The 24655-nt window shown below is 72.7% G+C and carries 24 protein-coding genes and 1 rRNA gene; 6 read left to right on the top strand and 19 right to left on the bottom strand.

Annotated elements, in window-relative coordinates:
• Both AB0C03_RS20415 and tyrS read right to left on the bottom strand, forming a co-directional pair.
• A 16S ribosomal RNA gene (locus tag AB0C03_RS20415) occupies positions 1–89 on the bottom strand; the annotation flags it as partial.
• Positions 90–738: 649 nt separating this feature from the next.
• The gene (tyrS, locus tag AB0C03_RS20420; protein WP_030335768.1) at positions 739–2031 is read right to left on the bottom strand and encodes a tyrosine--tRNA ligase; all 1293 of its coding nucleotides are present in this window, start codon (positions 2029–2031) and stop codon (positions 739–741) included.
• Positions 2032–2131: 100 nt separating this feature from the next.
• On the opposite strand from tyrS, the gene AB0C03_RS20425 reads away from it, so the two are divergent.
• The gene (locus AB0C03_RS20425; RefSeq protein WP_030335766.1) at positions 2132–2521 is read left to right on the top strand and encodes a PaaI family thioesterase; all 390 of its coding nucleotides are present in this window, start codon (positions 2132–2134) and stop codon (positions 2519–2521) included.
• A gap of 22 nt (positions 2522–2543) precedes the next feature.
• On the opposite strand, the gene AB0C03_RS20430 is transcribed toward AB0C03_RS20425, so the two are convergent.
• From AB0C03_RS20430 to AB0C03_RS20450, 5 genes are all read right to left on the bottom strand, one after another.
• The gene (locus AB0C03_RS20430) at positions 2544–3875 is read right to left on the bottom strand and encodes a hemolysin family protein (RefSeq protein ID WP_030335764.1); all 1332 of its coding nucleotides are present in this window, start codon (positions 3873–3875) and stop codon (positions 2544–2546) included.
• Positions 3876–4027: 152 nt separating this feature from the next.
• Entirely contained in the window at positions 4028–4669 is a 642-nt protein-coding gene (locus tag AB0C03_RS20435; RefSeq protein ID WP_030335762.1) for a hypothetical protein, read from the bottom strand.
• Between the two features lie 9 nt (positions 4670–4678).
• Positions 4679–5179, bottom strand: a complete 501-nt coding sequence (locus tag AB0C03_RS20440; RefSeq protein ID WP_030335760.1) for a GNAT family N-acetyltransferase — start codon at positions 5177–5179, stop codon at positions 4679–4681.
• Positions 5180–5217: 38 nt separating this feature from the next.
• Positions 5218–6693 (bottom strand): serine hydrolase domain-containing protein, encoded by a 1476-nt coding sequence (locus AB0C03_RS20445; protein ID WP_357638389.1) that lies wholly within the window; start codon positions 6691–6693, stop codon positions 5218–5220.
• Positions 6694–6762: 69 nt separating this feature from the next.
• Positions 6763–7278 carry an ArsR/SmtB family transcription factor gene (locus AB0C03_RS20450; protein ID WP_357638391.1) on the bottom strand — a complete coding sequence of 172 codons (516 nt, stop codon included), beginning with the start codon at positions 7276–7278 and terminating at the stop codon, positions 6763–6765.
• Between the two features lie 170 nt (positions 7279–7448).
• Here AB0C03_RS20450 and AB0C03_RS20455 point away from each other — a divergent pair, with 170 nt between their 5' ends.
• The 3 genes from AB0C03_RS20455 (at position 7449) to AB0C03_RS20465 (ending at position 12042) form a co-directional block, all read left to right on the top strand.
• On the top strand, positions 7449–10064 hold the full coding sequence (locus tag AB0C03_RS20455; protein WP_307857898.1) for a cation-translocating P-type ATPase: 2616 nt from the start codon (positions 7449–7451) through the stop codon (positions 10062–10064).
• A gap of 54 nt (positions 10065–10118) precedes the next feature.
• The gene (locus AB0C03_RS20460; protein WP_030335753.1) at positions 10119–11009 is read left to right on the top strand and encodes a universal stress protein; all 891 of its coding nucleotides are present in this window, start codon (positions 10119–10121) and stop codon (positions 11007–11009) included.
• A 154-nt stretch (positions 11010–11163) separates the two neighbouring features.
• Positions 11164–12042 (top strand): universal stress protein, encoded by an 879-nt coding sequence (locus AB0C03_RS20465; protein WP_030335751.1) that lies wholly within the window; start codon positions 11164–11166, stop codon positions 12040–12042.
• On the opposite strand, the gene AB0C03_RS20470 is transcribed toward AB0C03_RS20465, so the two are convergent.
• The 5 genes from AB0C03_RS20470 to AB0C03_RS20490 form a co-directional block, all read right to left on the bottom strand.
• A complete protein-coding gene (locus AB0C03_RS20470; protein WP_030335749.1) occupies positions 12035–12670 on the bottom strand; it encodes an FMN reductase in 636 nt (211 codons plus the stop codon). The two genes, AB0C03_RS20465 and AB0C03_RS20470, sit on opposite strands and share 8 nt — an antisense overlap.
• On the bottom strand, positions 12667–13809 hold the full coding sequence (locus tag AB0C03_RS20475; RefSeq protein ID WP_030335748.1) for an LLM class flavin-dependent oxidoreductase: 1143 nt from the start codon (positions 13807–13809) through the stop codon (positions 12667–12669). Before AB0C03_RS20475 ends, AB0C03_RS20470 begins: the two co-directional genes overlap by 4 nt.
• Positions 13810–13973: 164 nt before the next feature.
• Complete coding sequence (locus tag AB0C03_RS20480) at positions 13974–14249, bottom strand: ubiquitin-like small modifier protein 1 (RefSeq protein ID WP_030335746.1); 276 nt, start codon at positions 14247–14249, stop codon at positions 13974–13976.
• A 2-nt stretch (positions 14250–14251) separates the two neighbouring features.
• A complete protein-coding gene (locus AB0C03_RS20485) occupies positions 14252–15337 on the bottom strand; it encodes a WD40/YVTN/BNR-like repeat-containing protein (protein ID WP_210861121.1) in 1086 nt (361 codons plus the stop codon).
• Between the two features lie 88 nt (positions 15338–15425).
• Complete coding sequence (locus AB0C03_RS20490; protein WP_357638394.1) at positions 15426–16067, bottom strand: DNA-3-methyladenine glycosylase; 642 nt, start codon at positions 16065–16067, stop codon at positions 15426–15428.
• Between the two features lie 133 nt (positions 16068–16200).
• Here AB0C03_RS20490 and AB0C03_RS20495 point away from each other — a divergent pair, with 133 nt between their 5' ends.
• Both AB0C03_RS20495 and AB0C03_RS20500 read left to right on the top strand, forming a co-directional pair.
• Positions 16201–16641, top strand: a complete 441-nt coding sequence (locus tag AB0C03_RS20495) for a hypothetical protein (protein ID WP_036412188.1) — start codon at positions 16201–16203, stop codon at positions 16639–16641.
• A gap of 77 nt (positions 16642–16718) precedes the next feature.
• A complete protein-coding gene (locus tag AB0C03_RS20500; RefSeq protein WP_030335740.1) occupies positions 16719–17072 on the top strand; it encodes an MmcQ/YjbR family DNA-binding protein in 354 nt (117 codons plus the stop codon).
• A gap of 44 nt (positions 17073–17116) precedes the next feature.
• Here the strand turns inward: AB0C03_RS20500 and argH are convergent, their stop codons facing one another.
• The 7 genes from argH to argC all read right to left on the bottom strand — a co-directional run bounded on the left by argH (position 17117) and on the right by argC (position 24461).
• Entirely contained in the window at positions 17117–18580 is a 1464-nt protein-coding gene (gene argH, locus AB0C03_RS20505; protein ID WP_357638397.1) for an argininosuccinate lyase, read from the bottom strand.
• Between the two features lie 76 nt (positions 18581–18656).
• On the bottom strand, positions 18657–19172 hold the full coding sequence (locus tag AB0C03_RS20510) for an arginine repressor (RefSeq protein ID WP_210863518.1): 516 nt from the start codon (positions 19170–19172) through the stop codon (positions 18657–18659).
• Positions 19169–20107: an ornithine carbamoyltransferase gene (gene argF, locus AB0C03_RS20515; RefSeq protein WP_030335733.1), complete on the bottom strand. Its 939-nt coding sequence runs from the start codon at positions 20105–20107 to the stop codon at positions 19169–19171. The genes AB0C03_RS20510 and argF overlap by 4 nt, the downstream gene beginning before the upstream one ends.
• Complete coding sequence (locus AB0C03_RS20520) at positions 20104–21333, bottom strand: acetylornithine transaminase (protein ID WP_030335731.1); 1230 nt, start codon at positions 21331–21333, stop codon at positions 20104–20106. The genes argF and AB0C03_RS20520 overlap by 4 nt, the downstream gene beginning before the upstream one ends.
• On the bottom strand, positions 21330–22235 hold the full coding sequence (gene argB, locus AB0C03_RS20525) for an acetylglutamate kinase (RefSeq protein WP_357638400.1): 906 nt from the start codon (positions 22233–22235) through the stop codon (positions 21330–21332). The genes AB0C03_RS20520 and argB overlap by 4 nt, the downstream gene beginning before the upstream one ends.
• Positions 22236–22290: 55 nt before the next feature.
• Positions 22291–23463 (bottom strand): bifunctional glutamate N-acetyltransferase/amino-acid acetyltransferase ArgJ, encoded by a 1173-nt coding sequence (gene argJ, locus AB0C03_RS20530; protein ID WP_357638402.1) that lies wholly within the window; start codon positions 23461–23463, stop codon positions 22291–22293.
• Positions 23460–24461 carry an N-acetyl-gamma-glutamyl-phosphate reductase gene (gene argC / locus AB0C03_RS20535; RefSeq protein WP_030335725.1) on the bottom strand — a complete coding sequence of 334 codons (1002 nt, stop codon included), beginning with the start codon at positions 24459–24461 and terminating at the stop codon, positions 23460–23462. Before argC ends, argJ begins: the two co-directional genes overlap by 4 nt.
• Positions 24462–24655 lie beyond the last annotated feature (194 nt).

Below are 24655 nucleotides of genomic sequence, written 5' to 3' on the forward strand. Positions count from 1 at the left end.
GAGTACCCCGAAGGGCCTTTCCGCTCGACTTGCATGTGTTAAGCACGCCGCCAGCGTTCGTCCTGAGCCAGGATCAAACTCTCCAACAAAAAATTAGTTGAACAGCTATCCCGACAACAAACAAATTGTTGCCAAAGGAATCCCAACCAGCCAAACCAAAAGGCCTGACCAGTCCGGGGTATAAATCATAATTGGCACTGGCTTTACAAGCACCCTGTTGAGTTCTCAAAGAACAACCACACACCAGCCGCAAGCCCCACCCAAGTGGAACCCCAACCGGGGCATTTCCCGCTCTCACACCCGGCGCTTTCAGCACCAGGCACTTTTACTACGTTACCCGCTCGTTTCCACCCTGTCAAACCGATATTTCGCGGTTCGTCATGCTTCAACAATATTGCGGGCACCATGTCGCTACCGGCTTGCGCCGTTCTCGTCATGGATTCGACAGGCCGGCCAGTCGCGATTTCCCGCGACCCGCCCGGTGCCCCGCCGGCTCGTAACCATACCCGGTCGGTTTCGCCGCGCCAAATCCGCCTCGCGGCGTTTCTGGTGGCACCTCCCGGTCGGGGGTTCCGGTGGGCGAGCCCGCCCGACCCCCAGGCCGTTGGCCCGCGCTCCGGCCGTTTCAGGCTTTCGCCTGTTTCGTCCGTTCCGCGCTGGCAGAGAGAAAGTTACGCGTCCGGCGGGATGATCGTCAAATCCGCCGGACGCGTCCCCCGTCACATCGTCGACAGACGACTATTCACCCAGCTCAACGCCCGCGAACGAGCGCTTCCCCCGGCGCAGCACCAGGTATCGGCCATGCAGCAGATCGGCCGGCGACACCACAGCGTCCACAGCGGTCACCCGGTTGTTGTTGACGTAGGCGCCGCCCTCGGCGATCACCCGTCGGGCTTCCTTGAGGCCGGTCACCAGGCCGGAGTCCCGCAGCAGACCCGCCACATCCGGCAATTCGCCGGTGAGGCGTACGAGGCCCGCCTCGGTCAGGGCCGCGCGCAGGGTCTCCGGCGCCAGGTCGTCCAGTGAGCCGCGGCCGAAGAGCGCCTGGCTGGCGGCGATCGCCTGTCGGGCCTCGTCGGCGCCGTGCACCAGGGTGGTCAGCTCCTCGGCGAGCGCCCGCTGCGCCAACCGGGCCGCCGGCCGTTCGGCGGTCGCCTTCGCCAGCTCCTCCAGCTCATCACGGGAGCGGAAGCTGAAGTACCGCAGGTAGCGGTCGACCTCCTGGTCCTCCACGTTGAGCCAGAACTGGTAGAACGCGTACGGGCTGGTCATCGTCGGGTCGAGCCAGACCGCACCGCCCTCGCTCTTGCCGAACTTCGTACCGTCGGCCTTGGTGACCAGCGGCGTGGTGAACGCCTGCACCGGCCCCACCCCCCGCCGGCGCACGTAGTCGACGCCGGCGGTGATGTTGCCCCACTGGTCGGAGCCGCCGAACTGGAGCTGACAGCCGTGCCGGCGGTGCAGCTCGTAGAAGTCGTTGGCCTGCAACAGCTGGTAGCTGAACTCGGTGAAGCTGATGCCGGTCTCCAGTCGGGCCCGCACCACCTCCCGCGCGAGCATCTTGTTCACCGGGAAGTGCTTGCCGACGTCGCGGAGGAACTCGACGATCGACATCTCGCCGGTCCAGTCCAGGTTGTTGACAAGCTGCGCAGCGTTGTCCCCGGTGTACGACACGAAGGGCGCGAGCTGCTCGCGGATCCGCTCGACCCAACCGGCGATCACCTCGGTCGGGTTGAGCGCCCGCTCGGCGCTCTCTTTCGGGTCGCCGATCTGCCCGGTGGCCCCGCCGACCAACAGCAACGGGCGATGACCGGCGAGTTGCAGCCGGCGGGCCATGAGGACCTGCATGAGGTTGCCGACGTGCAGGCTCGGCGCGGTGGGGTCGAAGCCCACGTAATAGGTGGCGGCACTCCCACCGTCGAGCAGCTCGCGCAGCTCGTCGAGGCCGGTCGAGTCCTGGATCAGGCCACGCCAGAGCAGGTCATCGGTCAGGGAGGCCCGCCCGGGGGGCGGGAGGCTGCTGTCGGTCACGGTCACCGATTCTCCCCCATCGCCGGCACGGACCCGTACCGGGTTTGGCCCAACCCGCCCCGGCTAGGCTTGCGCCGCGTTGATCGAGGAGGGCTTTGCCATGGAGATTCCGGATCTGACGGGTGGCCTGGTCGCCCTGCTCGGCCTCACGTTCGAGGAGGCGAGCGCCGACCGGGTGGTCATCAGCTGGCAGGTCCGCCCGGAGTTGCACCAGCCGTTCGGCATCCAGCACGGCGGGGTGTACTGCGCCGTCGTGGAGTCCGCGGCCAGCGTGGGTGGTGCCCTCTGGCTGGCCGACCGGGGCACCGTGGTCGGGGTGTCGAACCAGACCGACTTCCTGCGGGCCGTGCGGGACGGCGAGCTGACCGCCGTCGGCACCCCGGTGCACCGGGGTCGCAGCCAGCAGCTCTGGCAGGTGGAGATCACCGACGCCGACGAGCGGCTGGTCGCCCGTGGTCAGGTCCGGTTGCAGAACCTCTCGCCCGCCTGAACGTCCGGCCGCACCGGACGGGTCAGCTGCGGGCCTCGTCCAACACCGGTTCCGCGGCCTCGTCGACGTCCGCGTCGGTGTCCTCGGGTACGCGGCTGAGCCGTACCTCGGTGATCGCCCGGTGGTCGATGCCGGCCACCATCAGCACCCAACCGTCCAGCGTGACGTCCTCCCCGGCGACGGTGGGGATGTGCCCGAGCCGGGCCAGCACCAGCCCCGCGACTGTGGTGTAGTCACCGGCCGGTCGCGACGGCAGCTCCACGCCGATGTCGGGAAGGTCGTGCACCGGGAAGGTGCCGGGCAGCAGCAGCGCGCCGTCGGCGTCGCGGCGTACCGAGTAGCCGTCCCGGTCGGTCTCGTCGTAGATCTCGCCGACGATCTCCTCCAGGATGTCCTCCAGCGTCACGATCCCGTCGACGGCGCCGCGCTCGTCCACGACGAGCGCGATGTGCTGACGCTCGGCCTTGAACTGACGCAGCGCGTCCACCACCGGAAGCGAGTCCGGCAGCAGCATCGGCGGTCGGGCGATCTCGTCGACCGGCCGGTCGTCGGGCACACCCACCAGGTCACGCAGGTGGATCACTCCGGCCGTGTCGTCCAGGCCGCCGTGACGCACAACCGGGGCCCGGGAGTGCCCGGTGGCGGCCAGCACGAGCCGCGCGGCCTCCGCGGTGGTCCCGCTGTCGAGCGTGAAGACCTGCAACCGGGGTACGAGCACAGCCCGCAGCCGTCGGTCGGCGATCTCCACAGCGCCCGCGATGATGGTGCGCTGCTCCTTGGTGAAGCCGTGGTTGCCGGCGACGATGTCGCGCAGCTCGTCCGGGCCGATCTCCTCCGGCTCGTGCTTCGGGTTGAGCCCGACCAGGCGGACCACCACGTCGCTGGTGGCGCCGAGCGCCCAGACGGCCGGGCGGGTGAGGCTGGCGAGCAGGTCGAGGGGGCGGGCCACCAGCAGCGCCCACCGTTCGGCGGCCTGCATGGCGATCCGCTTGGGCGCCAGCTCGCCGAAGACCAGGGTGACGAAGGTCAGCGCGAGGGTGACGATCACGATCGCCACCGTCTCGGCGGCGCCGCCGAACACGCCGAGCAGCGGCACCAGGGGTTTGGCCAGGGAGACCGCCGCGGCGGCGGAGGCCAGGAAGCCGGCGAGGGTGATGCCGATCTGGATGGTGGCCAGGAAGCGGTTCGGGTCCTTGGCGAGGCGGGCCAGCACCCGCCCGCCCCGGCTGGTGCGCTCCAACCGTTGGATCTGGCTGTCCCGCAGCGACACCAACGCCATCTCGCTGCCCGCGAAGAGCGCGTTGATCACGACCAGGACTCCGACCAGGGCCAGTTGGCTCCCGTAGCTCTGCACGCCCGGTTCGCTCCCTCGTGGTGGTGGCACCGGCCGGTACGCGCGGTACCCGCCGGTCGGCGAGCCCGCCCGGCGTAGGCGTTGTCTTTGCCCCGTCCGGTGCCGGCCGAATCCTGCCCGGGCGACGCCACGTCGAATCGGACGCGGTGACGCTACCGGGCAGGGGGCGTCGAGGACGCCGGGAGATCGAGGACGTAGGAGTCGCCCTCCGGTCGGAAGCCGAGCCGGTGGTAGTAGGGGGCGACCATCCGGGGCGGGCTGACCACCCGGTGGAAGCCGCGTTCGGTGAACAGGTGGCTGCGCCGGTAGACGAACTCGCCCGGGGTGAAGTCACGGAACTTCGGGGTGACGTAGTCCAGGTCGATCTGGGCGACGCCGGGCGCCTCGGCGTGCGACAGCACCACCCCGACCACCTCGTCGGCAGTGACCACGAGGAACGCCGAGCGCCCGGGCGCGTCCGGATCCCAGTGGAAGCCGGGGTTGAACCGGGCGATGTCGGCGGCGTGCACCCGCAGCGTGTGCGCGAGGAACTGGTCGTCGACGCCGACCTCCACCACCTGGTACGTCGTGTCGTCGTGCCGGGTGGCGAGCATCCCGCGCAGGTACCAGATGTTGATCGCCGCGAGCACCACGTTGAGCCCGACCATGGGCCAGACCTCGATCGCGGCGTTGTAGCCGATCAGCACGACGCAGCCGACGAGGTTGATCGCGCGCAGTCGCAGGACGCGCGACTGCAGCAGCGACCAGACCAGCACCGCGGAGCCGGCCCAGCCGACGAGATCCAACCAGTTCACGCCGCGAGACTAGTGCCCGCCCAGGTCAGGAGCGTCGGCGGGCAGCTCCAGCAGCCACTCCTCGACGTCTTCGCCGCGGCCGTTGGCGTACCCCGAGTCTTCACCGACCACCACGAACCCGCACTTGCGCAGCACCGCGAGCGAGGCGGCGTTGTCCTTGGCGGCGCGGGCGTGCACCGGCCGGGGCAGCTCGCGCAGCAGGGCGGCCAGGGCCGCCGTGGCGTGCCCCCGACCCCAGCGTGCCGGGTCGATCCAGTAGCTGACCTCGGTCTGCTGGTCGACCGGGAAGGCGCTCACGTAGCCGACCACGTCGCCGTCGACCTCGACGGTGCGGACCAGGTTCGCCGGGTTGGTGAGCACCCGGGCCCAGTGCGCGGCGAACTCCCGGCGGTCGGACGGGTCCTTCGGGCCGAACGCGGCCATCCGGTTGGCCTCCGGGTCCTGCTGGTGCCGGAAGAACTCGACGAGGTCGTCCTCACCGACCGGGCGCAGCCGCAGATCAGACGTCATCGGCCGAGGGTACGCAACGGCGGGCCGGCGCGGCTCGCTCAGTCGCTCACGGCGGCGAGCGCCAGCACGGCGGCGAGCAGGGAGCTGGCCACCGACAGCAGGCGACGCCACGGCACTCGCGCGTCGACCACCGGCAGGGCGGACCAGCGGGTCACGGCCACTGTCGCTGCCGCCACGGACAGACCGGCCCCGAGCGGCCACAGCCACGCCGGCACCACCGACCAGTCGCCCATCCGGTGCGCCAACCCGAGATAGGCGAACGCCCACACCACCGCCGCCACCACTGTGACCCGGTCCAATTCGCGGCGGCGGGCGGTGCGGAGCAGGGACAGGCCGCCGAGGAAGGTGAACGCCACCGCGAGGCCCGCGCCGATCCAGACGGGAGCCACCGGTGCCGCGTCCCCCGCCTCCTCCTCCGGTACGCCGAGCAGTCGCCGGCCGATCGGCTCGACTCCCTTGTCGGTGTTGCCGAGCACCACCACGGCCCGGCCGGTGGCCCGTTCGAGCCCGAGGTAGGACCGGAACCCGCTCGTCGCGCCGTTGTGCCAGATGACCTCGTGGTCGCCGTGGCGGGTGGTGAACCAGCCGTACCCGACGCGGTTGTTCTCGTCCTCGCGGAAGCGGGCGGTGGTGGCGTCGGCACCGGGCGCGGCGCCGGCGAGGGTCGCGGCGGCCAGCCGGCCGAGGTCCTCGGCGGTGGACCAGGGGCCGACGCCGGCCGGCGCGTACCCCACCCCCGACCAGGGGTCGAGCGGCCGGCCAGCGGCCCGGCCGCCGTGGGCGCGGCCGGCCGGCAGGTCGTCGGCGTGGGTGGCGATCACCGTGGCGTTCATGCCGAGCGGCTGGAGCAGCCGCGCCCGCAGCAGATCGGGGTACGCGACGCCCGCCCTGGCGGCGAGGGCGTGGCCGAGCAGGGACGGCCCGAGGTTGGAGTAGTGGACCTCGCCGCGCTCGTCGGCGTCGGGGCTGACCCGGTCGGCGGCGTTCCGGATGGTGTCGATGTCCTGCCCGGCGTAGGGGTTGCCGCCGGAGACGTTGGACCAGAGGATGCGCGCCCAGCCCAGCACGGAGCCGGGGGCGAGCCGGGGCAGGCCGGCGCGGTGGCTGGCCAGCTCGGCGAGCGTCACGGCGCGGGCGGGTCCGGTGAGGGCGGGCCAGGTGGCGCCGAGCCGGTCGTCGGGGTGGACGACGCCGGCGGCGGCCTGGTCGGCCAGGAGCATGCCGGTGAGGACCTTGGTGACCGAGCCGATCTCGAACGCGGTGCCGGCCTCGACGGGTTGGCCGTCGGCGTCCCGGTCGCCCAGGCCGGCGGTGCGGATCCGGCCGTTCTCGACCAGGGCGACGGCGAGCCCGCGGTGCCCCTTCGGGTCGGGCACTGCCATCCGGGCGAGGCGGGCGAGGTCGTCGTCACCGGTGACCTGCGCGCCGAGGCGGGGAACGCGGGGCATCAGCGCCGCCCCGACGAGGCTGGCGGCGAGCGCGACGACGAGGGCGATGACGACTGTTCTCCGCATGGGGGTCCTTCGGTCGAGCGGGCTGTGCGGGTCGGTGGCGCGACGATCGGTGCGGCGACCGGGCCGGCGTCAGCGGCCGGCGGCGGCGGCGAGGATGGCCAGCAGTGGCACCACGCGTTCGGCGGGCACGGCGTAGCGGCCCCGGCCGACGCTGCGCAGCCAACCGGCTGCGGTGAGCTGGCGCAGGTGGTGGTGCAGCTGACCGGTGGTGCCCAGGTCCTCGATCTCGGCCAGCTCGCCGGTGCCCTGCCGTCCACCGAGGACCTCCCGTAGCAGCCGCAGCCGCACCGTGTGCGCCAGCGCGGAGAGTGCGCCGGCCAGTTCCGTCCAGTCGGCGGCGAGCAGGTCGTCGACGGTGCGCCCGTACTGCCAGTCGTAGTGCTGGTCCGCGACGCGAACCGTGCCGGTGTAGAGCACGGCGCCGGTGCCGTCGGCCGGCAGGCGCTGCTTGAGGCCGTCGAGGGCCCAGAACGTGCCCTCCGGCGTGGGCGGCGCGTCGGACGGCGCGGGGGCCGACGTCACGTGCTCGGTCAGGGCGGCGACCTGTGCCTCCAGCGCGGAGAGTCGCTCTTCCACGGTGCTCATACGTCGATACTACGTACATACGTACTTCCACACAAGGGAGGGTGTCGCGGACGGGTCTTTGGTCCCGGGCGCCACAGGTGCAAACGCCTCTGCCCGGGGGTGGTCGGGCAGCGCCATGGTGGGACCCGACGGCGGCCGGTGGCCCGCCGCGAGCGACGGGGAGGTCACTGGTGACGACGATCGGCGGACGGGACGGGATCCTGGTGGACCCCGTTGACCGGGACGTGTCGGTGGGGCTCGACGCGGCCGAGGCAGCCGCCCGTCTGCGCGCCACCGGCCCCAACACCGTCGCTGCGCCACCGCGCCAGCCGGTGACCGCACGGGTCCTGCACCAGCTCACCGACCCGTTGGTGGCGTTGCTGCTCGCCGCGGCGGCCGTCACCGCGGCGCTCGGCGACTACCCGGACACCGCGGTGATCTTCCTGGTCGTCCTGGTGAACACCGTGATCGGCGTGGTGCAGGAGGTACGCGCCGACCGCGCCATCGCCGCGCTGGACCAACTCGCCGCGCCCACCGCACGGGTGGTCCGCGACGGCCGGGAACTGGTGGTGCCCGCCGCCGACATCGTGCGCGGTGATCTGGTCCGGGTCGAGGCGGGCGACGTCGTCCCGGCCGACCTGTCCCTGATCGAGGCGAGCCGGCTGCACCTGGACGAGTCCGCACTGACCGGCGAGTCGGTGACGGTCGGACGTGTCGCCGGTGAGGAGGCGCTGGCCGGGACGGTCGTCACCATCGGCCGGGCGACCGGCACCGTGCTGCGCACGGGAGCGGCGAGCGCCCTCGGTCGGATCAGCGCCCTGGTCGCGGGCACCCGGCCGACCGGCACTCCGCTGCAACGCCGACTCTCCGCCCTGGGTCGGGTGCTCGGCCTGGTCGCGGTGGCAGTGTCCGGGTTGGTCTTCGCCATCGGGGTGGTCGGCGGCCGGCCCGTTGTCGACATGGCGATCACAGCGGTGAGCCTGGTGGTCGCCGCGGTGCCCGAGTCGCTCCCGGCGGTGGTGACGCTGGCCCTGGCCCTGGGCGCACGTCGGATGGCTGCCGCACACGCCATCCCCCGTCAACTGCACGCGGTCGAGACTCTCGGCTCGGTCACGGTGATCGCCTCCGACAAGACCGGCACCCTCACCGAGGGGCGGATGGCGGTGCAGCAGGCGGTCACCGGCGACGGCGCCCGGTACGGGGTCACCGGCAGCGGGTACGCCCCGACCGGCACCGTGCACCGGGACGGGCAGGCGGTGGCCGTACCGGACGGGCTGCGCCACCTGGCGCGGGCCGGGCTGCTCTGCAACGACGCCGCGCTGTCGCCGCCGGACGACGAGCGACCCGAGTGGGGCGCGGTGGGTGACCCGCTCGAAGCGGCGCTCGTCGCCTTCGCCGCCCGCTGTGGCCTCGACCCGCAGGCCACCCGCACGGCGTGGCCCCGGGTCGCCGAGCACCCCTTCGACCAGGCGCAACGCCGGATGGTCACCGTGCACCGCTCCTGCGACCAGCGCTACCTGGTGGTCTGCAAGGGCGCCCCGGAGAGTGTCCTCGGCGCACCGCTGCTCGACGCCACCGACGAGGAGATCGCCGAACTGACCAGCACCGCCCACCGGTTGGCCACCGAAGGGTTGCGGGTGCTCGCCGTGGCCGCCGCCCTGGTGGAGACCGTGCCCGACCCCGCCTCCCCCACCGGGTTGCGGCCGGTGGGACTGGTCGCCGTGGGCGACCCGCTGCGCGAGGGCGCCGCGCGGGTCGCGGACAGCTTCGACACCGCCGGGGTACGGCTGCTGCTGATCACCGGAGACCACCCGGCCACGGCCACCGCGATCGGTGGTCGTCTCGGCCTCTGGCGCGCCGGCGACCCCCTCGCCAACGGCGACGACGACCAGGCGGCGCACCCGGACACCCGGATCTTCGCCCGGACCCAGCCGGAGCAGAAGCTCGACATCATCGCCGGTCTGCAGGCCCGCGGCGAGGTGGTGGCGATGACCGGCGACGGGGTCAACGACGCGCCAGCGCTGCGCCGCGCCGACATCGGGGTGGCCATGGGAGGCGGCACCGAGGTCGCCCGGCAGGCGGCCGACCTGGTGCTCGTCGACGACGAACTGAGCACAGTGGCCAACGCGATCGGCGAGGGCCGGCGCATCTACGACAACATCCGCAGGTTCCTGCGGTACGCCCTCTCCGGTGGGGTGGCGGAGATCCTGGTGATGCTGATCGGTCCGCTGTTCGGTCTGCCCGTACCGCTGCTGCCCGCCCAGATCCTCTGGATCAACCTGCTGACCCACGGGGTCCCCGGGGTGGCACTCGGCGCGGAGCCGGCCGAACCCGGGACGCTACGCCGAGCACCACGCTCACCGCAGGAATCGGTGCTCGGCGCCGGGCTCGGTCGCGACGTCCTGCTCACCGGCGCGCTGATCGCCGCCGTCGTGCTCGGCGCCGGGGTGTTCGCCGCCCAGCGGGAGCTGCCCTGGCAGTCGGTGGTCTTCGTGGTGCTCGGGCTCGCCCAACTCGGTGTGGCGCTGGCCGTCCGGGCACCCCGGCCGGCGGGCACCCGAAGCGGGAACCCCGGCCTGCTCGTCGCGGTCGCGGTGTCGGCGCTGCTGCAGGTCGGTGGGGTGCTGCTCGCTCCGCTGCGGGACCTGCTCGGCACCGAAGCGCTGGCACCGAGCGTGCTGCTGGCCTGCGCGGCGGTCAGCGTACTGCCGGGGCTGGTGCTGCGGCTGACCCGATCGTCGGCCACCGACGCCGACCGGGGCGATGACGGGACCAACGGCCCCCGCCCCCTTACCGTCCGCCCCTGATCGTCGGGCCGGCACGCGGCGAGGATGAAGACGGACGAAACGAAGGAGGACGTGATGACCAGCAGATCCGGTGCCCCCGTGGTGGTGGCCGTGGACGGTTCGACATCCGCGCTGGAGGCGGTGCGGGTCGCCGCCCGGGAAGCCGGGACGCGAGGCCGCCCGCTGCGGGTGGTGCACGCGTTCATCTGGCCGCTCTACGACGTGTCGCTCGCGCCGGCGCCGGGCGCTCCCCCGCACGCCGGGCTTCGCCAACAGGCCGAGCAGGTGGTCGCCGAGGCGGTGACCGAGGCCGGCAAGGTCACGCCGGACGTCGCCGTCACCGGCGCGGTGGTCGACGGCGCGGCCACGCCGGTGCTTCTGGCCGAGGCCCGGGACGCGGCGCTGCTGGTGCTCGGAAGCCGGGGCCTGGGCGGCTTCGGCGGACTGCTGATGGGTTCGGTCGCGGTGCAGGTCTCCGCCCACGCCGACTGCCCGGTGCTCGTCGTCAAGGGTGAGGCCCGCGCCGACGGGCCGGTCCTGGTCGGGGTGGACGGCTCGCCCCGGTCCGACCAGGCGCTGGGTTTCGCCTTCGACGAGGCCTCGTTGCGGGGTACCGAGCTGCTCGCCGTGCACGCCTGGATCATGCCGGTCCCGCCGAGCGACCTCCTGCCGGTGGCGTACGACGTGGAAGCGCTCGCCGCCGAGGAGGAGCGGGTGCTCGCCGAGGCCCTCGCCGGCTGGTGCGAGCGGTACCCGGACGTGCCGGTGCGGCGCCGCGTCACGTACGGCGGGCCGGCGAAGGTCCTCGTCGAGGAGTCGGCCGCCGCGCAGCTCACCGTGGTCGGGGCGCGCGGTCGGGGCGCGCTGGCCGGCATGCTGCTCGGCTCGGTGAGCCACGCGGTGCTGCATCACGCGCACAGCCCGGTGGTGGTCGTCCGGCGTCGCCGCGAGGGTCGGCAGAGCTGACACCGCACGGCCCGGGCGGCGCGCACCGGTGCTCCGACGCCGGCTCCGGGTGCTCCGACGCGGGCTCAGGCGGCGGCGGTCGGTCGGCCCGGGCCGGCGCGTTCCACGGCGCGGCGGCCGGGCAACGCCGACAATGACCTGACCGACCCAGGGAGTGCCGATGAACCGACCTGTCGTGGTGGGTGTGGACGGATCGCCGTCCAGCCTCGTCGCCGCCGAGCACGCGGCCCGGGCCGCGCAGCTCCGATCCCGGCCGCTGCTGGTGGTGCACGGTTACCTGCATCCGTTCGGCTACGGCGTGCCGCTCAACCCGTACGAGATCGGCGTGCCGGCGCCCTCCGAGGAGGCGCAGAAGATGCTGGAGCGCACCGCGGCCGAGCTGGGCGAGCGGTGGCCCCGCCTCGCTGTCGAGGCGCGTCAGGTCACCGGGGGCCCGGGCGCCACCCTGATCGAGGAGTCCCGCCGGGCGGAGCTGGTGGTGGTGGGCAGCCGCGGCCGGGGCGGGTTCGCCGGGCTGCTCCTCGGCTCGGTCGGCGCGCAGGTGGCGGCGCACGCGCACTGCCCGGTGCTGGTGGTCCGCCCGGACGAGCAGCCGATCCCGGTGGACGGTCCGGTGCTGGTCGGCGTCGACGGGTCCGAGTCGTCAGGCCTCGCCGTGAGCGTCGGCGCCGACGAGGCGGCGCTGCGGGACGTGCCGCTGGTGCTGGTGCACGTCGTTGCGGCGGACGGCGGCCGGACGGTGCCGGAGGAGATCGAGGAGTCGCAGGCCGCGCACCAGGCCGAGGCGGTGCGGCTGCTGGCCGACGCCTCCGCCGTGGTGCGCGCCCGGCATCCCGACCTGGTGGTGCGGGAGCATCCGGTCTGGGCGGCCGGCGCGGCCCAGGGGCTCATCGAGGCCAGCGGCGCGGCGGCGCTGCTGGTCGTGGGCACCCGGGGCCGGGCCGGGTTCACCGGTCTGCTGCTCGGGTCGGTGAGTCAGGCGGCGATCCAGCACGCGCACTGCCCGGTGCTGGTCGCCCACCCGGTCAGCTGACCGTCGGGCCGTCGCCCCGGCCGAGCATCTGCAGGAAATCGGTCGTCAGGGCGAACGGGTCGGCCGGCCCGGTGGCCGGTGGTCGGCGCTCGATCTGGTCGGCCAACTCCCCGGCGGCACGCCGGATCCGTGCGCGCAGCGCGCCGTCGGCGGTGCCGTCGGACCAGTCCTCCGGGGCGGCGAAGACCGCCGTCGGGACCACCACCGACCGGAGGTAGGCGAACATCGGGCGGACGGCGTGCTCCAGAGCGAGGGAGTGTCGGGCGGTGCCGCCGGTGGCGCCGATCAGCACCGGGCGGTCGATCAGCGACTCGGCATCCAGCACGTCGAAGAAGGACTTGAACAGCCCGTTGTACGAGGCACTGAAGATCGGGGTGACGGCGATGATCCCGTCCGCCCCGGTCACCGTGTCGATGACCTCGCGCAGCGCCGCGGGTGCGAACCCGGTGAGCATGTTGTTCACCACGTCGTGGGCGTACTCGCGCAGGTCGACGACGTGCAGCTGCACCTCGGAGCCGCGCCGGACCAGCTCGTCGCGGGTGGCCGCGGCGAGCTGGTCGGCGAGCAGCCGGGTCGACGAGGGCTGACTCAGCCCCGCCGAGATGACGGCCAGGCTGCGGCGGGTCATCGGGTCGCCCCCTCCGGTGCCTTGCCGGTCACGTCGTCGACGGCGTGCACGGTGCTGTCCTTGGCGCCGCCGGCGGCGGCGACCAGCGAGGCGTGCGTCGGCGCGGCCGGCACGTGCGCCGGACGCAGCGCGTCGAACTCCTTGCGCAGCACCGGCACGACCTCCTCGCCGAGCAGGTCGAGCTGCTCCAGCACGGTCTTCAGCGGCAGACCCGCGTGGTCCATCAGAAACAGCTGCCGCTGGTAGTCACCGACGTACTCGCGGAAGCCGAGGGTGCGGTCGATGACCTGCTGCGGGCTGCCCACGGTCAGCGGCGTCTCCCGGGTGAACTCCTCCAGCGACGGCCCGTGCCCGTAGACCGGGGCGTTGTCGAAGTAGGGCCGGAACTCCCGGACCGCGTCCTGCGAGTTGCGGCGCATGAACACCTGCCCGCCGAGGCCGACGATCGCCTGGTCGGCGGAGCCGTGGCCGTAGTGCGCGAACCGCTGGCGGTAGAGCCCGATCATCCGCTGGGTGTGCTCCTTGGGCCAGAAGATGTGGTTGGCGAAGAAGCCGTCACCGTAGTAGGCGGCCTGCTCGGCGATCTCCGGGCTGCGGATCGAGCCGTGCCAGACGAACGGGGGCACGCCGTCGAGCGGGCGCGGCGTCGAGGTGAACGACTGCAACGGGGTGCGGTACTTGCCCTTCCAGTCGACCACGTCCTCGCGCCACAGCCGGTGCAGCAGGTCGTAGTTCTCGATGGCCAGCGGGATGCCGGCGCGGATGTCCTTGCCGAACCACGGGTAGACCGGGCCGGTGTTGCCGCGGCCCATCATGAGGTCCACCCGGCCACCGGACAGGTGCTGGAGCATCGCGTAGTCCTCGGCGATCTTCACCGGGTCGTTGGTGGTGATCAGCGTGGTGGCGGTGGACAGCAGCAGGCGTTCGGTACGCGCCGCGATGTAGCCGAGCATGGTGGTCGGTGACGACGGCACGAACGGCGGGTTGTGGTGCTCGCCGGTGGCGAAGACGTCCAGGCCGACCTCCTCGGCCTTCAACGCGATCGCGACCATCGCCTTGATCCGCTCATGCTCGGTCGGCTCCCGACCGGTGGTCGGATCGACAGTGACGTCACCGACGGTGAAGATTCCGAACTGCATGACCAGCTCCTCGCGTGTCAACCAGGTGCCGTCGTGGTACCCGGACGCAGGCCACAACTTATTTGACGACGCAACTATTCCGCCGGCGGGACACCCCGCAGTGGCGCCGGTCACTCGCCGCAACCCGACATCCAGGTCGACACCGCCCGGCGGTGCCGGCGCGGTCAGCCGCCCGCGACCGAGGGCAACACCTGCACCTCCGCGCCGTCGCTGACCGGGGTGGCCAGACCGCCGGAGTGCCGGCAGTCCTCCCCGTCGACGAAGACGTTGACGTAGCGGCGCAGCTCGCCACGCTCGTCGCGGATGCGCCGAGCCAGCCGGGGGTGCGCGACGGCCATTTCGTCGAGGACCGCCCGCAGCGTCCCGGCGGCGGTGACGCTCAGCCGACTCGCACCTCCGGCCTCGCCGCGTAGCGGGCCGGGCAACAGCACGGTGACCATGCTCAGACCTCCGCGGCGCGAACGCAGAGCACGTCGGGCAGGTGCGCCGCGACCGTCGACCAGGAGTCACCCTCGTCGCGGCTGGCGAAGACCGAACCGGAGCGGGTGCCGAAGTAGACCCCGCCGGGGCTGGCGTCATCGGCGCACATCGCGTCACGCAGCACCGCCGGATAGAACGGCCCCTCGGGCAGCCCGACCGACAGCGGCTCCCACTTGCCGCCCGCGTCGGCGGAGCGGAACACCCGGCAGCGGTGATCGGTCGGGAACCGCTCCCCGTCGGCCACCAGCGGGAAGGTCCACACCGTGCCGGCGCGCCCCGGGTGGGCCACCATCGGGAAGCCGAAGTCGCTGGGCAGCCCGTCGGCGATCGAGGACCAGGTGCGGCCGTCGTCGTCGGAGCGGTAGACGCCGTGGTGGTTCTGCGCGTACAGCCGCTCGGGGTTGCCGGCGTCCCGGGCGACCTTGTGCACGCACTGGCCGAACTCCGGCCACTCGTCGGGCATGAAGTAGGCGCGGATGCCGGTGTTACCCGGCGTCCAGCTCGCCCCGGCGTCCTCCGAGCGGTAGACCCCACCGGTGGACATGGCGACCAGCAGCCGAGCCCTGTCACGCGGGTGGGGCAGCACGGTGTGCACGGCCTGACCGCCGAAGCCGGCCTCCCACTGCGGACGGTGCGGGTGGTCCCAGAGGGAACGGACCAGCTCGAAGCTGCGGCCACCGTCGGTCGACTTGAACAACGCCGAGGGCTCGGTGCCGGCCCAGACCACGTCCGGCTCGTCGGGGCCGGCCGGCGTCAACTGCCAGACCCGCCCGAGGGAGACGCCGGTGTCGGCCGGGAACGCGACCGGCGCCTGGTCGGGCTCGTCCCAGGAAGCACCGAGGTCGTCGCTGGTGGCGACACTCGGGCCGAAGTGTGAGCTGGTCATGCCGGCGAGCAGCCGTGGGGTGGGACGGCGGGTGTCGATAGCCACCGCGTAGACACCGGTCATCGGAAAGTGTGGACCGGTGATCTCCCAACTGCGCCGGTCGTCAGTGCTGGTGGCGAGAAACAACCCCTTCGCCGTGCCGATCGCGAGCAGCGTTGCCATGGCGTCCTCCGTACCGTCGGTGAGCAGGTCCGGTGATTATGGCCACACCCACTGACACACTCCGCCGCTCACACGCCGCCGGGCGCGTTCAGCGCCGGACGCGGGGCACGTGCCGGCGATACGCGCTCACAGTGGGATCGCCGTCCAGCCAGAACCGCCAGGGCAGGTCGTGCGCGCCGGTCACGCCCACCCGGGGACCCGCCGCCACCGCCTCCTGCGGCACCGGCCGGGCCGGCGGCCGCAGCCGGACCGGGCCGTCGCCGAGCAGGTACGCGCCGTACGCCTCACGGTCGATGCCGAGCGCGGAGCAGAGCCGGGCGGGCCCCCGGGCCAGGTCCACGTCCCGTCGGATGGCCGGCCGGCGCTCCCGTGCGGTGGCCAGCCCGTCGACCACCTCACCGGCGCGCAGCAGCACGGCGGTGGCCGTCCCCTCGACCCCGGTGACCACGTTGACGCACCAGTGCATGCCGTAGGTGAAGTAGACGTAGGCGTACCCGGCGGGGCCGAACATCACGGCGTTGCGTGGAGTGCGGCCCCGATGGGCGTGCGAAGCGGGATCGCCGCCGGTTCCCGCGTACGCCTCGACCTCGGTGATCCGGACGGTGACCCCGCCGGCGTGCAGGCGGCAGCCCAGCAGCCCGCGCGCCGCCGGCAGCAGGGGCCCGGCGAGCAGGTCAGCCAGGGCCGCCAGGTCGGGGTCGCTGGTGCGGTCACCGGGCGGCAGGGGCATGCCCCCGACGGTACCCATCCCGCCGAGCCGGCAGCCGAGCGGGCGATGCGCCCGGGGGTCGGCCGCGAGGGGACCCACGACGAGATTTGAACGTTCTGTTGACAACCGGGCGTTGATGATGTGTGCTCGGGGTATGACGACGGACGATCCGTTCACCGCGCCCCACCCGGCCCGCGCCCGCGCCCACCGCACGCACGAGGCGTTGCACCGGATCGCCGAGCGGCACGCCGGCACCGACGCCCAGCGGGGCCGCTGGGCCCACCCGTACGTGCTGGACCCGTGGGAGGCGGTCGCCCTGGTCACCGCGCTGGCCGCCGGCGGGGCCGAACGCGAACCGACGGAGGAGCCGGTCGACGCCGCCGACCTGACCGCCGCGCTGACCCTGCTGCCTCACGTCCGCGCCGAGCTGGACGCCCTGGAAGCCGGCCTGTTGACACTGGCCCGCGACCGGGGGCTGACCTGGCAGGCGATCGCGTACGGGTTGGGGTTGGGCAGCGCACAGGCGGCCCGACAGCGCTACGAGCGGGTCGCCGCCCGCTCGTCCGAGCAGACCGCCGGATCCGGCGCGTCCTGAGCACACACCCGGATCGGCACGTCGCGCCCGCGACGGCGGTCGGGCGGGCACACTGTGCGCACGACGAGGAGGCACCCATGGAGCGCGCGGAGATGCTGGCGTACTGCCTGGCCAAGCCGGGAGCATGGCTGGACCAGCCGTGGGAGGGCGACGAGGTGGTGAAGGTGGGCAGCCGGATCTTCGCGTTCCTCGGCAGCGCCGGGGGCAAACCGACGGTCGGCGTCAAGTGCGGGCCGACCCGGGAGGTCGCCGACGAGTGGCTGCACCGGCACCCCGGCGACGCCAGCGTGATGGCCTACATCGGCCGGTCCGGGTGGAACACGCTGCGCCTGGACGGCGGGATCGGCGACGAGGAGCTGACCGAGGCGGTCGACTCGTCGTACGACATGGTGGTGGCGAAGCTCCCCAAGCGGGAGCGCCCGACGGCCTGAACCAGCCGTGGCGCCGGCGGCCGACGCCGACGCCACGGCACAGCTCAGCGCGGAACGACCCGCTCGGCGGCCCACTCCCGCCAAGTGGCCAACCGGTCCGCCGCGGCGGCGAGCTGGTCGGCGACCGGGCCGGGACCGGTGGACCCGGGGGTGGTCCGGGCCGCGAGAGCCGAACGGACCGAGAGCACGTCGCGCACCGACGGGTCGAGGTGCCCGCTGATCGTGGCCAGGTCCTCGTCGGAGACATCGTTCAGCTCGCACTCGCGAGCCGCGCAGAGCGCCACCAGCTGGCCGGTGATCTCGTGCGCGTCCCGGAACGGCACGTTGCGTCGGACCAGCCAGTCGGCGACCTCGGTGGCGAGGGAGAAACCGACCGGGGCGGCGGCGACGAGGCGGTCCACCCGGACCGTCATCGTGGAGATCATTCCCGCCAGGGCCGGAAGCAGCAGCTCCAGGGTGTCGACCGCGTCGAAGGCCGGCTCCTTGTCCTCCTGCATGTCCCGGTCGTAGGTCATCGGCAGGCCCTTGAGCATGGTCAGCACTGTCATCAGGCCGCCGACCAGCCGCCCGGACTTGCCCCGGGCCAGCTCGGCGATGTCCGCGTTCTTCTTCTGCGGCATGATCGACGAGCCGGTGGCGAACGAGTCGTCCAGCTCCACCCAGCCGAACTCGTGCGAGGTCCAGAGCACCACCTCCTCGCCGAGGCGGGACAGGTGCACCCCGATCAACGCGGTGGTGAAGAGGAACTCGGCGACGAAGTCCCGGTCGGCGACCGCGTCCATCGAGTTGGCGAACGACGTCCGGAAACCCAGCTCCTTGGCCACCGCCACCGGGTCCAACGGCAGCCCGGAACCGGCCAGCGCGCCCGCGCCGAGCGGGCTGATCGCCGCCCGGTGGTCCCAGTCGCGCAGCCGCTCCAGGTCGCGCAGCAGCGGCTGCACGTGCGCCAGCAGCCAGTGCCCGAAGGTGACCGGCTGAGCGTGCTGGAGGTGGGTCATGCCCGGCGCGGCGGTGTCGACGTGCCGCTCGGCCTGTTCCACCAGCGCCTCCGCCAGCTCGACCAGCCGGCTGGCCACGCCCCGCGCGTGATCCCGCAGGTAGAGCCGCAGGTCGGTGGCGACCTGGTCGTTGCGGGACCGGCCGGCGCGCAGCTTGCCACCGAGGCTGCCGAGGCGCTCCAGCAGGCCACGCTCCAGCGCGGTGTGCACGTCCTCGTCGTCGATGGTGGGCCGGAACGCCCCGGAGGCGCAGGCGGCCTCCAGGTCGTCCAGCGCGGCCAGCATCCGGCCCAGCTCCTCCGGGTCGAGCAGGCCGGCACCGGCGAGGACCCGGGCGTGCGCCCGGGAACCGGCGATGTCGTACGGGGCCAGCCGCCAGTCGAACTGCACGCTCACCGACAGTCGGGCGAGCGCCTCGGCGGGGCCGCCCGCGAACCGGCCACCCCAGAGGCTCGTCCGGTTGGTGGCGGCACTGTTCTCGGTCAGGCTCTTGTCGTCCACGTCGCCCATCATTGCTCTGGTTGCCTTTCGCTCGCGACTGCGGGGCTCACTCGCCGCGCTCGGTCACTCTTCACGCTCCGCCGCGTCATGAGGCGGTGGTCCCGTCGATGGTGTCGTCGCGGCGGGCCCAGCCGGCGAGCTTCTCCCCCAGCGCCGCCCCGCCGACGGCCTCACGGGCCACGACGAGGATGGTGTCGTCGCCGGCGATGGTGCCGACGATCTCGGGCAGACCCGCCCGGTCCAACGCGCTGGCCAGGTACTGGGCCGCGCCCGGCGGGGTCCGCAGAACGGCGATGTTGCCGCTGGAGTCGACCCCGTTGAGCAGTTCGCGCAGCAGTCGTACCAGCCGGGCCGGAGCGGCCTCGGCGTCGCGCAACGGTCGCTGACCGTCCTCGGGGATCAGGTAGACGGCCGGACCGTCGCCGCCGCGCACCTTGACCGCGCCCAACTCCTCCAGGTCCCGCGAGAGAGTGGCCTGGGTGACGCCCACGCCGTCGGCGGCGAGCAGGTCGGCCAGCTCGGTCTGCGACCGGATCGCCCGGTCGCGGATCAGCTCCACGATCCGGGCGTGCCGGGCCGCGCGGGTCAACGGTGCGGTCATCGGGACTCCCCGGTCGCGGCGTCCAGCAGGAACGTCAGCAGCGCCTTCTGGGCGTGCAGCCGGTTCTCCGCCTGGTCGAAGACCGCGCTCTGCGGGCCGTCGAGCACCTCGTCGGTGATCTCCTCGCCGCGGTGCGCCGGCAGGCAGTGCAGCACGATAGCGTCCGGCGCGGCCTGGCCGAGCAACTCCTTGTTCACCTGGTACGGCAGGAACGGCGTGACCCGGTCCAACCCGTCGGACTCCTGCCCCATCGACGTCCAGGTGTCGGTGGCCAGCACGTCGGCGTCGCGTACCGCCTGGACCGGGTCGGTCAGCACCCGCACCGACCCGCCGGTCTGGGCCGCGATCCGCGCGGCCCGTTGCACCACCGCCGCGTCCGGCGCGAACCCGGACGGGCCGGCGATCCGCACGTGCATCCCGGCCGTCGCCCCGGCCAGCAGGTACGACTGCGCCATGTTGTTCGCGCCGTCCCCCACGTACGCCAGGGTGCGACCGGCCGTGCCACCGCACCGCTCCCGGACGGTGAGCAGGTCGGCCAGCAACTGGCACGGGTGGAAACCGTCGGTGAGCGCGTTGACCACGGGCACACTGGCCCCCGCCGCCACCTCGGCGATCCGCTCGTCACCGTGGGTCCGTAGCACGATCGCCGCGACGTAGCGGGACAGCACGCGCCCCGCGTCGGCGAGGGACTCACCCCGACCGAAGTGGGTGACCTGCGTGTCCACCACGAGCGGGTGCCCGCCCAGCTCGGCGATCCCGGCGTCGAACGAGATCCGGGTCCGCAGGCTCTGCTTGTCGAACAGCACCGCCACCGAGCGGGGGCCGACCAGTGGCCGGTGACCGAACCGGTCCGCCTTCATCCGGGCCGCCAGGTCGAGGACCGCTGACTGTTCGGCGGGCGAAAGGTCGTCGTCGCGCAGGAAGTGCCGGGTCATCGAGTCGTCCCCGTCGTGGTGGTCACTGTGGCTGGTGCGGTGTCCGCGCCGGCCGCTGCCGGGGCGGTCGCGTCCAGTGCGGCCGGCAACGCCGCGAGGAAGGTGTCCGCCTGGGCGGCGGTGAGGATCAGCGGCGGCGCCAACCGGACCACACCCGGCTGCACCGGGTTGACCAGGAAGCCGGCCTCGCGCAGGGCCTCGGCCAGCACCGGCGCCACCGGCGCGGTGAGCACCACGCCGAGCAGCAGACCGGCGCCGCGTACCCCGGCGACCAGCGGGTGGCCCAGCGCCTCGATGCCGCGACGCAACCGCTCACCGACCCGCTTGACGTTGTCGAGCAGACCCTCGTTGGCGATGGTCGCCACCACGGCGAGCGCCGCCGCGCAGCTGACCGGGTTGCCGCCGAACGTGGTGCCGTGCGAGCCGGGAGTGAGCAGGTCCGCGGCGGGGCCGAACGCCAGCGTCGCCCCGATGGGCAGCCCGCCACCCAACCCCTTGGCCAGGGTGACCACGTCCGGCTCCACGCCCTCGGCCTGGTGCGCGAACCAGTGCCCGGTGCGCCCGATGCCGGTCTGCACCTCGTCGAGGACCAGCAGCGCGCCGTGCCGGGCGGTGATCCGCCGGGCCGCCGCGAGATAACCGGCCGGCGGGACGAGCACGCCGTTCTCACCCTGAACGGGTTCCAGGATCACCATCGCGGTGGCGTCGGAGACGGCCGCGTCGAGGGCGGCGACATCGCCGTAGTCGACGTGGGTCACCTCGCCGGGCAACGGCCGGAACGGGTCGGCCTTCGCCGGTTGGCCGGTCAACGCGAGAGCACCCATGGTACGGCCGTGGAAGCCACCCCTGGTGGCCACCACCTGGGTGCGGCCGGTGCGCCGGGACAGCTTGAACGCCGCCTCGTTCGCCTCCGCGCCCGAGTTGGCGAAGAAGACCCGCCCCGGTCGGCCGGCGAGCGCCAACAGCAGCTCGGCGAGGGCGACCGGCGGCTCGGCCACATAGAGGTTGGAGACGTGCCCGAGGGTCGCGACCTGCTTCGACACCGCCGCCACCACCGCCGGATGGGCGTGACCGAGAGCGTTGACAGCGATGCCACCCACCAGGTCCAGGTACTCCCGGCCCGCGTCGTCGACCACCACCGCTCCGGCGCCGGAGACCAACGCCAACGGCGGCGTGCCGTAGTTGTCCATCATGGACTGCTTCCACCGCTGCGCCAACGTGCTCATGTCGCGTCCGTCCCGTCTCCCGGCACCACCATCGTTCCGAACCCTTCCGAGGTGAACACCTCAAGCAACGTGGAATGCGCCACCCGACCGTCGACGACGTGCGCGGCGGGCACTCCCCCACGCACCGCCCGCAGGCAGGCCTCCATCTTCGGCACCATCCCCGACTCGAGGCTGGGCAGCAGCTTGGCCAGGTCGTCCGCGGCGATCTCGGAGACCAGGCTGGTGGTGTCCGGCCAGTCGGCGTACAGACCGGCCACATCGGTGAGCACCACCAGTTTGCGGGCCCGCAACGCGACCGCCAGAGCGGCGGCGGCAGTGTCCGCGTTGAGGTTGTGCAACACCCCGTCGACGTCCGGCGCGACCGTCGAGATCACCGGGATCCGGCCGGCGTCGATCAGATCCGTCACCGCCGACACGTCCACCGACTCGACGTCGCCGACCTGGCCGACGTCCACAGCCTGCCCGTCCACGTACGCCGGGCGGCGCACCGCGGTGAACAACCGGGCGTCCTCCCCCGACAGGCCGACAGCGAACGGACCGTGCGAGTTGATCAAACCCACCAGCTCCCGGCCCACCTGACCGACCAGCACCATCCGGACCACGTCCATCGCCTCGGCGGTGGTCACCCGCAGACCACCACGGAACTCACTTGCGATGCCGAGACGACCCAGCATGGCGGAGATCTGCGGACCACCGCCGTGCACCACCACGGGCTTCAGGCCCGCGTACCGCAGGAAAACCATGTCGGCCGCGAACGCCTGCTGCAACAGTGGATCGGTCATCGCGTTGCCGCCGTACTTGACCACGACCGTCGAGCCGGAGAAACGCGCCAACCAGGGCAACGCCTCGATCAGCGTCTCCGCCTTGGCCTGCGCACGAGCCAGATCGCTACTGAGGCTCACAGTGCCGGCCTTTCGTTCGCGACTGCGGGACTCCGCTGCGCTACGTTCCTCGCGCTCACGTTGAATACGCCGAGTTCTCGTGCACGTACGCGTGCGACAGATCGTTGGTCCAGATGGTGGCGGCCGACGTACCCGCGTGCAGGTCGATCCGGATCGTCACGTCCCGACCGCTCAGGTCGACCTTCGAACGGTCCTCGGCGCCGGCACCGCCCCGGCACACCCACACCCCGTTGACCGCCACGTCCACCTCGTCCGGATCGAACGCGGCGGCCGTGGTGCCGACGGCGGCGAGGATCCGACCCCAGTTGGGGTCGTTGCCGAACAGCGCCGTCTTGACCAGGTTGTTGCGGGCCACCGAACGGCCCACCTCGACCGCCTCGTCCTCGTCCGCCGCGCCGACCACGTCGATGGCGACCTGCTTCGTCGCGCCCTCGGCGTCGGCCACCAACTGCTGGGCCAGGTCGTGACAGGCCGCGGTGACCGCGGCGGCCAGCTCGGCCGGCGTCGGCTCGATGCCGCTCGCACCACTGGCCAGCAACAGCACCGTGTCGTTGGTGGACATGCAGCCGTCGGAATCGACCCGGTCGAAGGTGACCCGGGTCGCCGCGCGCAGCGCCTCGTCCAGCACCGCCGGCCCTGCCACCGCGTCGGTGGTGAGCACGCAGAGCATGGTGGCCATCCCCGGCGCGAGCATCCCCGCGCCCTTGGCCATGCCACCGACAGTCCACCCGCTGCCCCGCGCCACAGTGGTCTTCGAGCGGGTGTCCGTGGTCATGATCGCCTCGGCGGCGGCCACGCCACCGTCGCGGGACAGCCCACGGATCGCCGAACTGACCCCCGGCAGCAGCTTCGGCATCGGCAGCCGCTCACCGATCAGGCCCGTCGAGCAGACCGCGACCTCACCGGCGCCGAGGATCAACCGTGGGCTCACCGAGGTCAGCGCGGCGGCGGTGTGCTCGGCGGTGGCGTGGGTGTCCTGGAAGCCGGCCGGGCCGGTGCAGGCGTTGGCACCACCGGAGTTGAGCACCACCGCGCGGACCACGCCGCCCTGCACGACCTGCTGCGTCCAGAGCACCGGCGCGGCCTTGACCCGATTCGTGGTGAAGACACCGGCCACGCCGGCGTCCGGGCCGTCGTTGACGACCAGTGCGACGTCCGCGCCGCCGCTGGCCTTGAGGCCGGCGGCCACACCGGCCGCCCGGAACCCCCGAGGGGTGGTGACGCTCAAGGGGTGACTCCCCACATCGACAGGCCCGTCGTCTCCGGCAGGCCGAGCATGAGATTGGCGTTCTGTACGGCCTGGCCGGCGGCGCCCTTACCCAGGTTGTCCAGTGCGCTCAGCACGATCAGACGACCCGAGTCGACGTCGACGGTGGCCTGCAGGTGACACGAGTTGGAGCCCAGCGTGGCGGCGGTGTGCGGCCAGCGGCCCTCCGGAAGCACGTGCACGAACGGCGCGTCCGCGTACGCCCGCGCCAGCACCTCCTGCGGGTCGACGCCGCGCGCCGGCGTCGCGGTGACAGTGGCGAGGATGCCGCGCGGCATCGGCGCCAGCACCGGGGTGAACGACAGACCCGTCGCACCGGTGGCCTGCTTGATCTCCGGGACGTGCTGGTGGGTGCCGACCCGGTACGGCGACAGGTCGCCCATCACCTCGCTGGCCAGCAGGTGCGGCTTCGCCGCCCGCCCCGCGCCCGAGGTGCCGGAGGCGGCCACGACCACCACGTCGGCGGGGCTGGCCGCGCCGTCGGCGATCAACGGCGCGAGCGCCAGGGTGATCGCGGCGGCGTAGCAGCCGGTGTTCGCCACCCGGGTGGAGCCGGCGATCAGCTCCCGCTGACCGGGCAGCTCGGGCAGCCCGTAGGTCCACTGCCCGGCGTGCGTGCCGCCGTAGTACTGCGCCCAGGCGTACGGGTCGGCCAACCGGTGGTCGGCGCCCAGGTCGACGATCCGCACCTCGGCCGGCAGTTGCGCCGCGAGGGCGGCCGACTCGCCGTGCGGCAGGGCCAGAAAGACCAGGTCCGCGTCGGCCAGCGTGGTCGGATCGGTCGTGCCGAGCACCAGGTCGAGCCCGGTGAGCTGCGGGTGCACCACGTCGACGCGGTGCCCGGCCTGGCTGTGGGCGGTGGCAGCGACCAGGTCGAACTCCGGGTGCCCGGCGATCAGGCGCAGCAGTTCACCCCCGGCGTACCCGCTCGCTCCGGCGACCGCGACTCGAATCCCCATACCCACCTCCGCATGACTATGCAGCGAAGATTAACAAGGGCGACCCGATTCCTGCAAGTTAATACAGCCCCCTGCATGATGATGTAGGAACCCCGCCCCACCCTCGCGATCTTGCACTTACTGCGCCCGCATAGCCGACCAAAGGTGCGAATCGGCAACACAAACTGCAAGATCGCGAGGGTGGGAGCGGGGGT

It is taken from the genome of Micromonospora parva (assembly GCF_040649675.1).
Taxonomy (GTDB): Bacteria; Actinomycetota; Actinomycetes; order Mycobacteriales; family Micromonosporaceae; genus Micromonospora; species Micromonospora parva.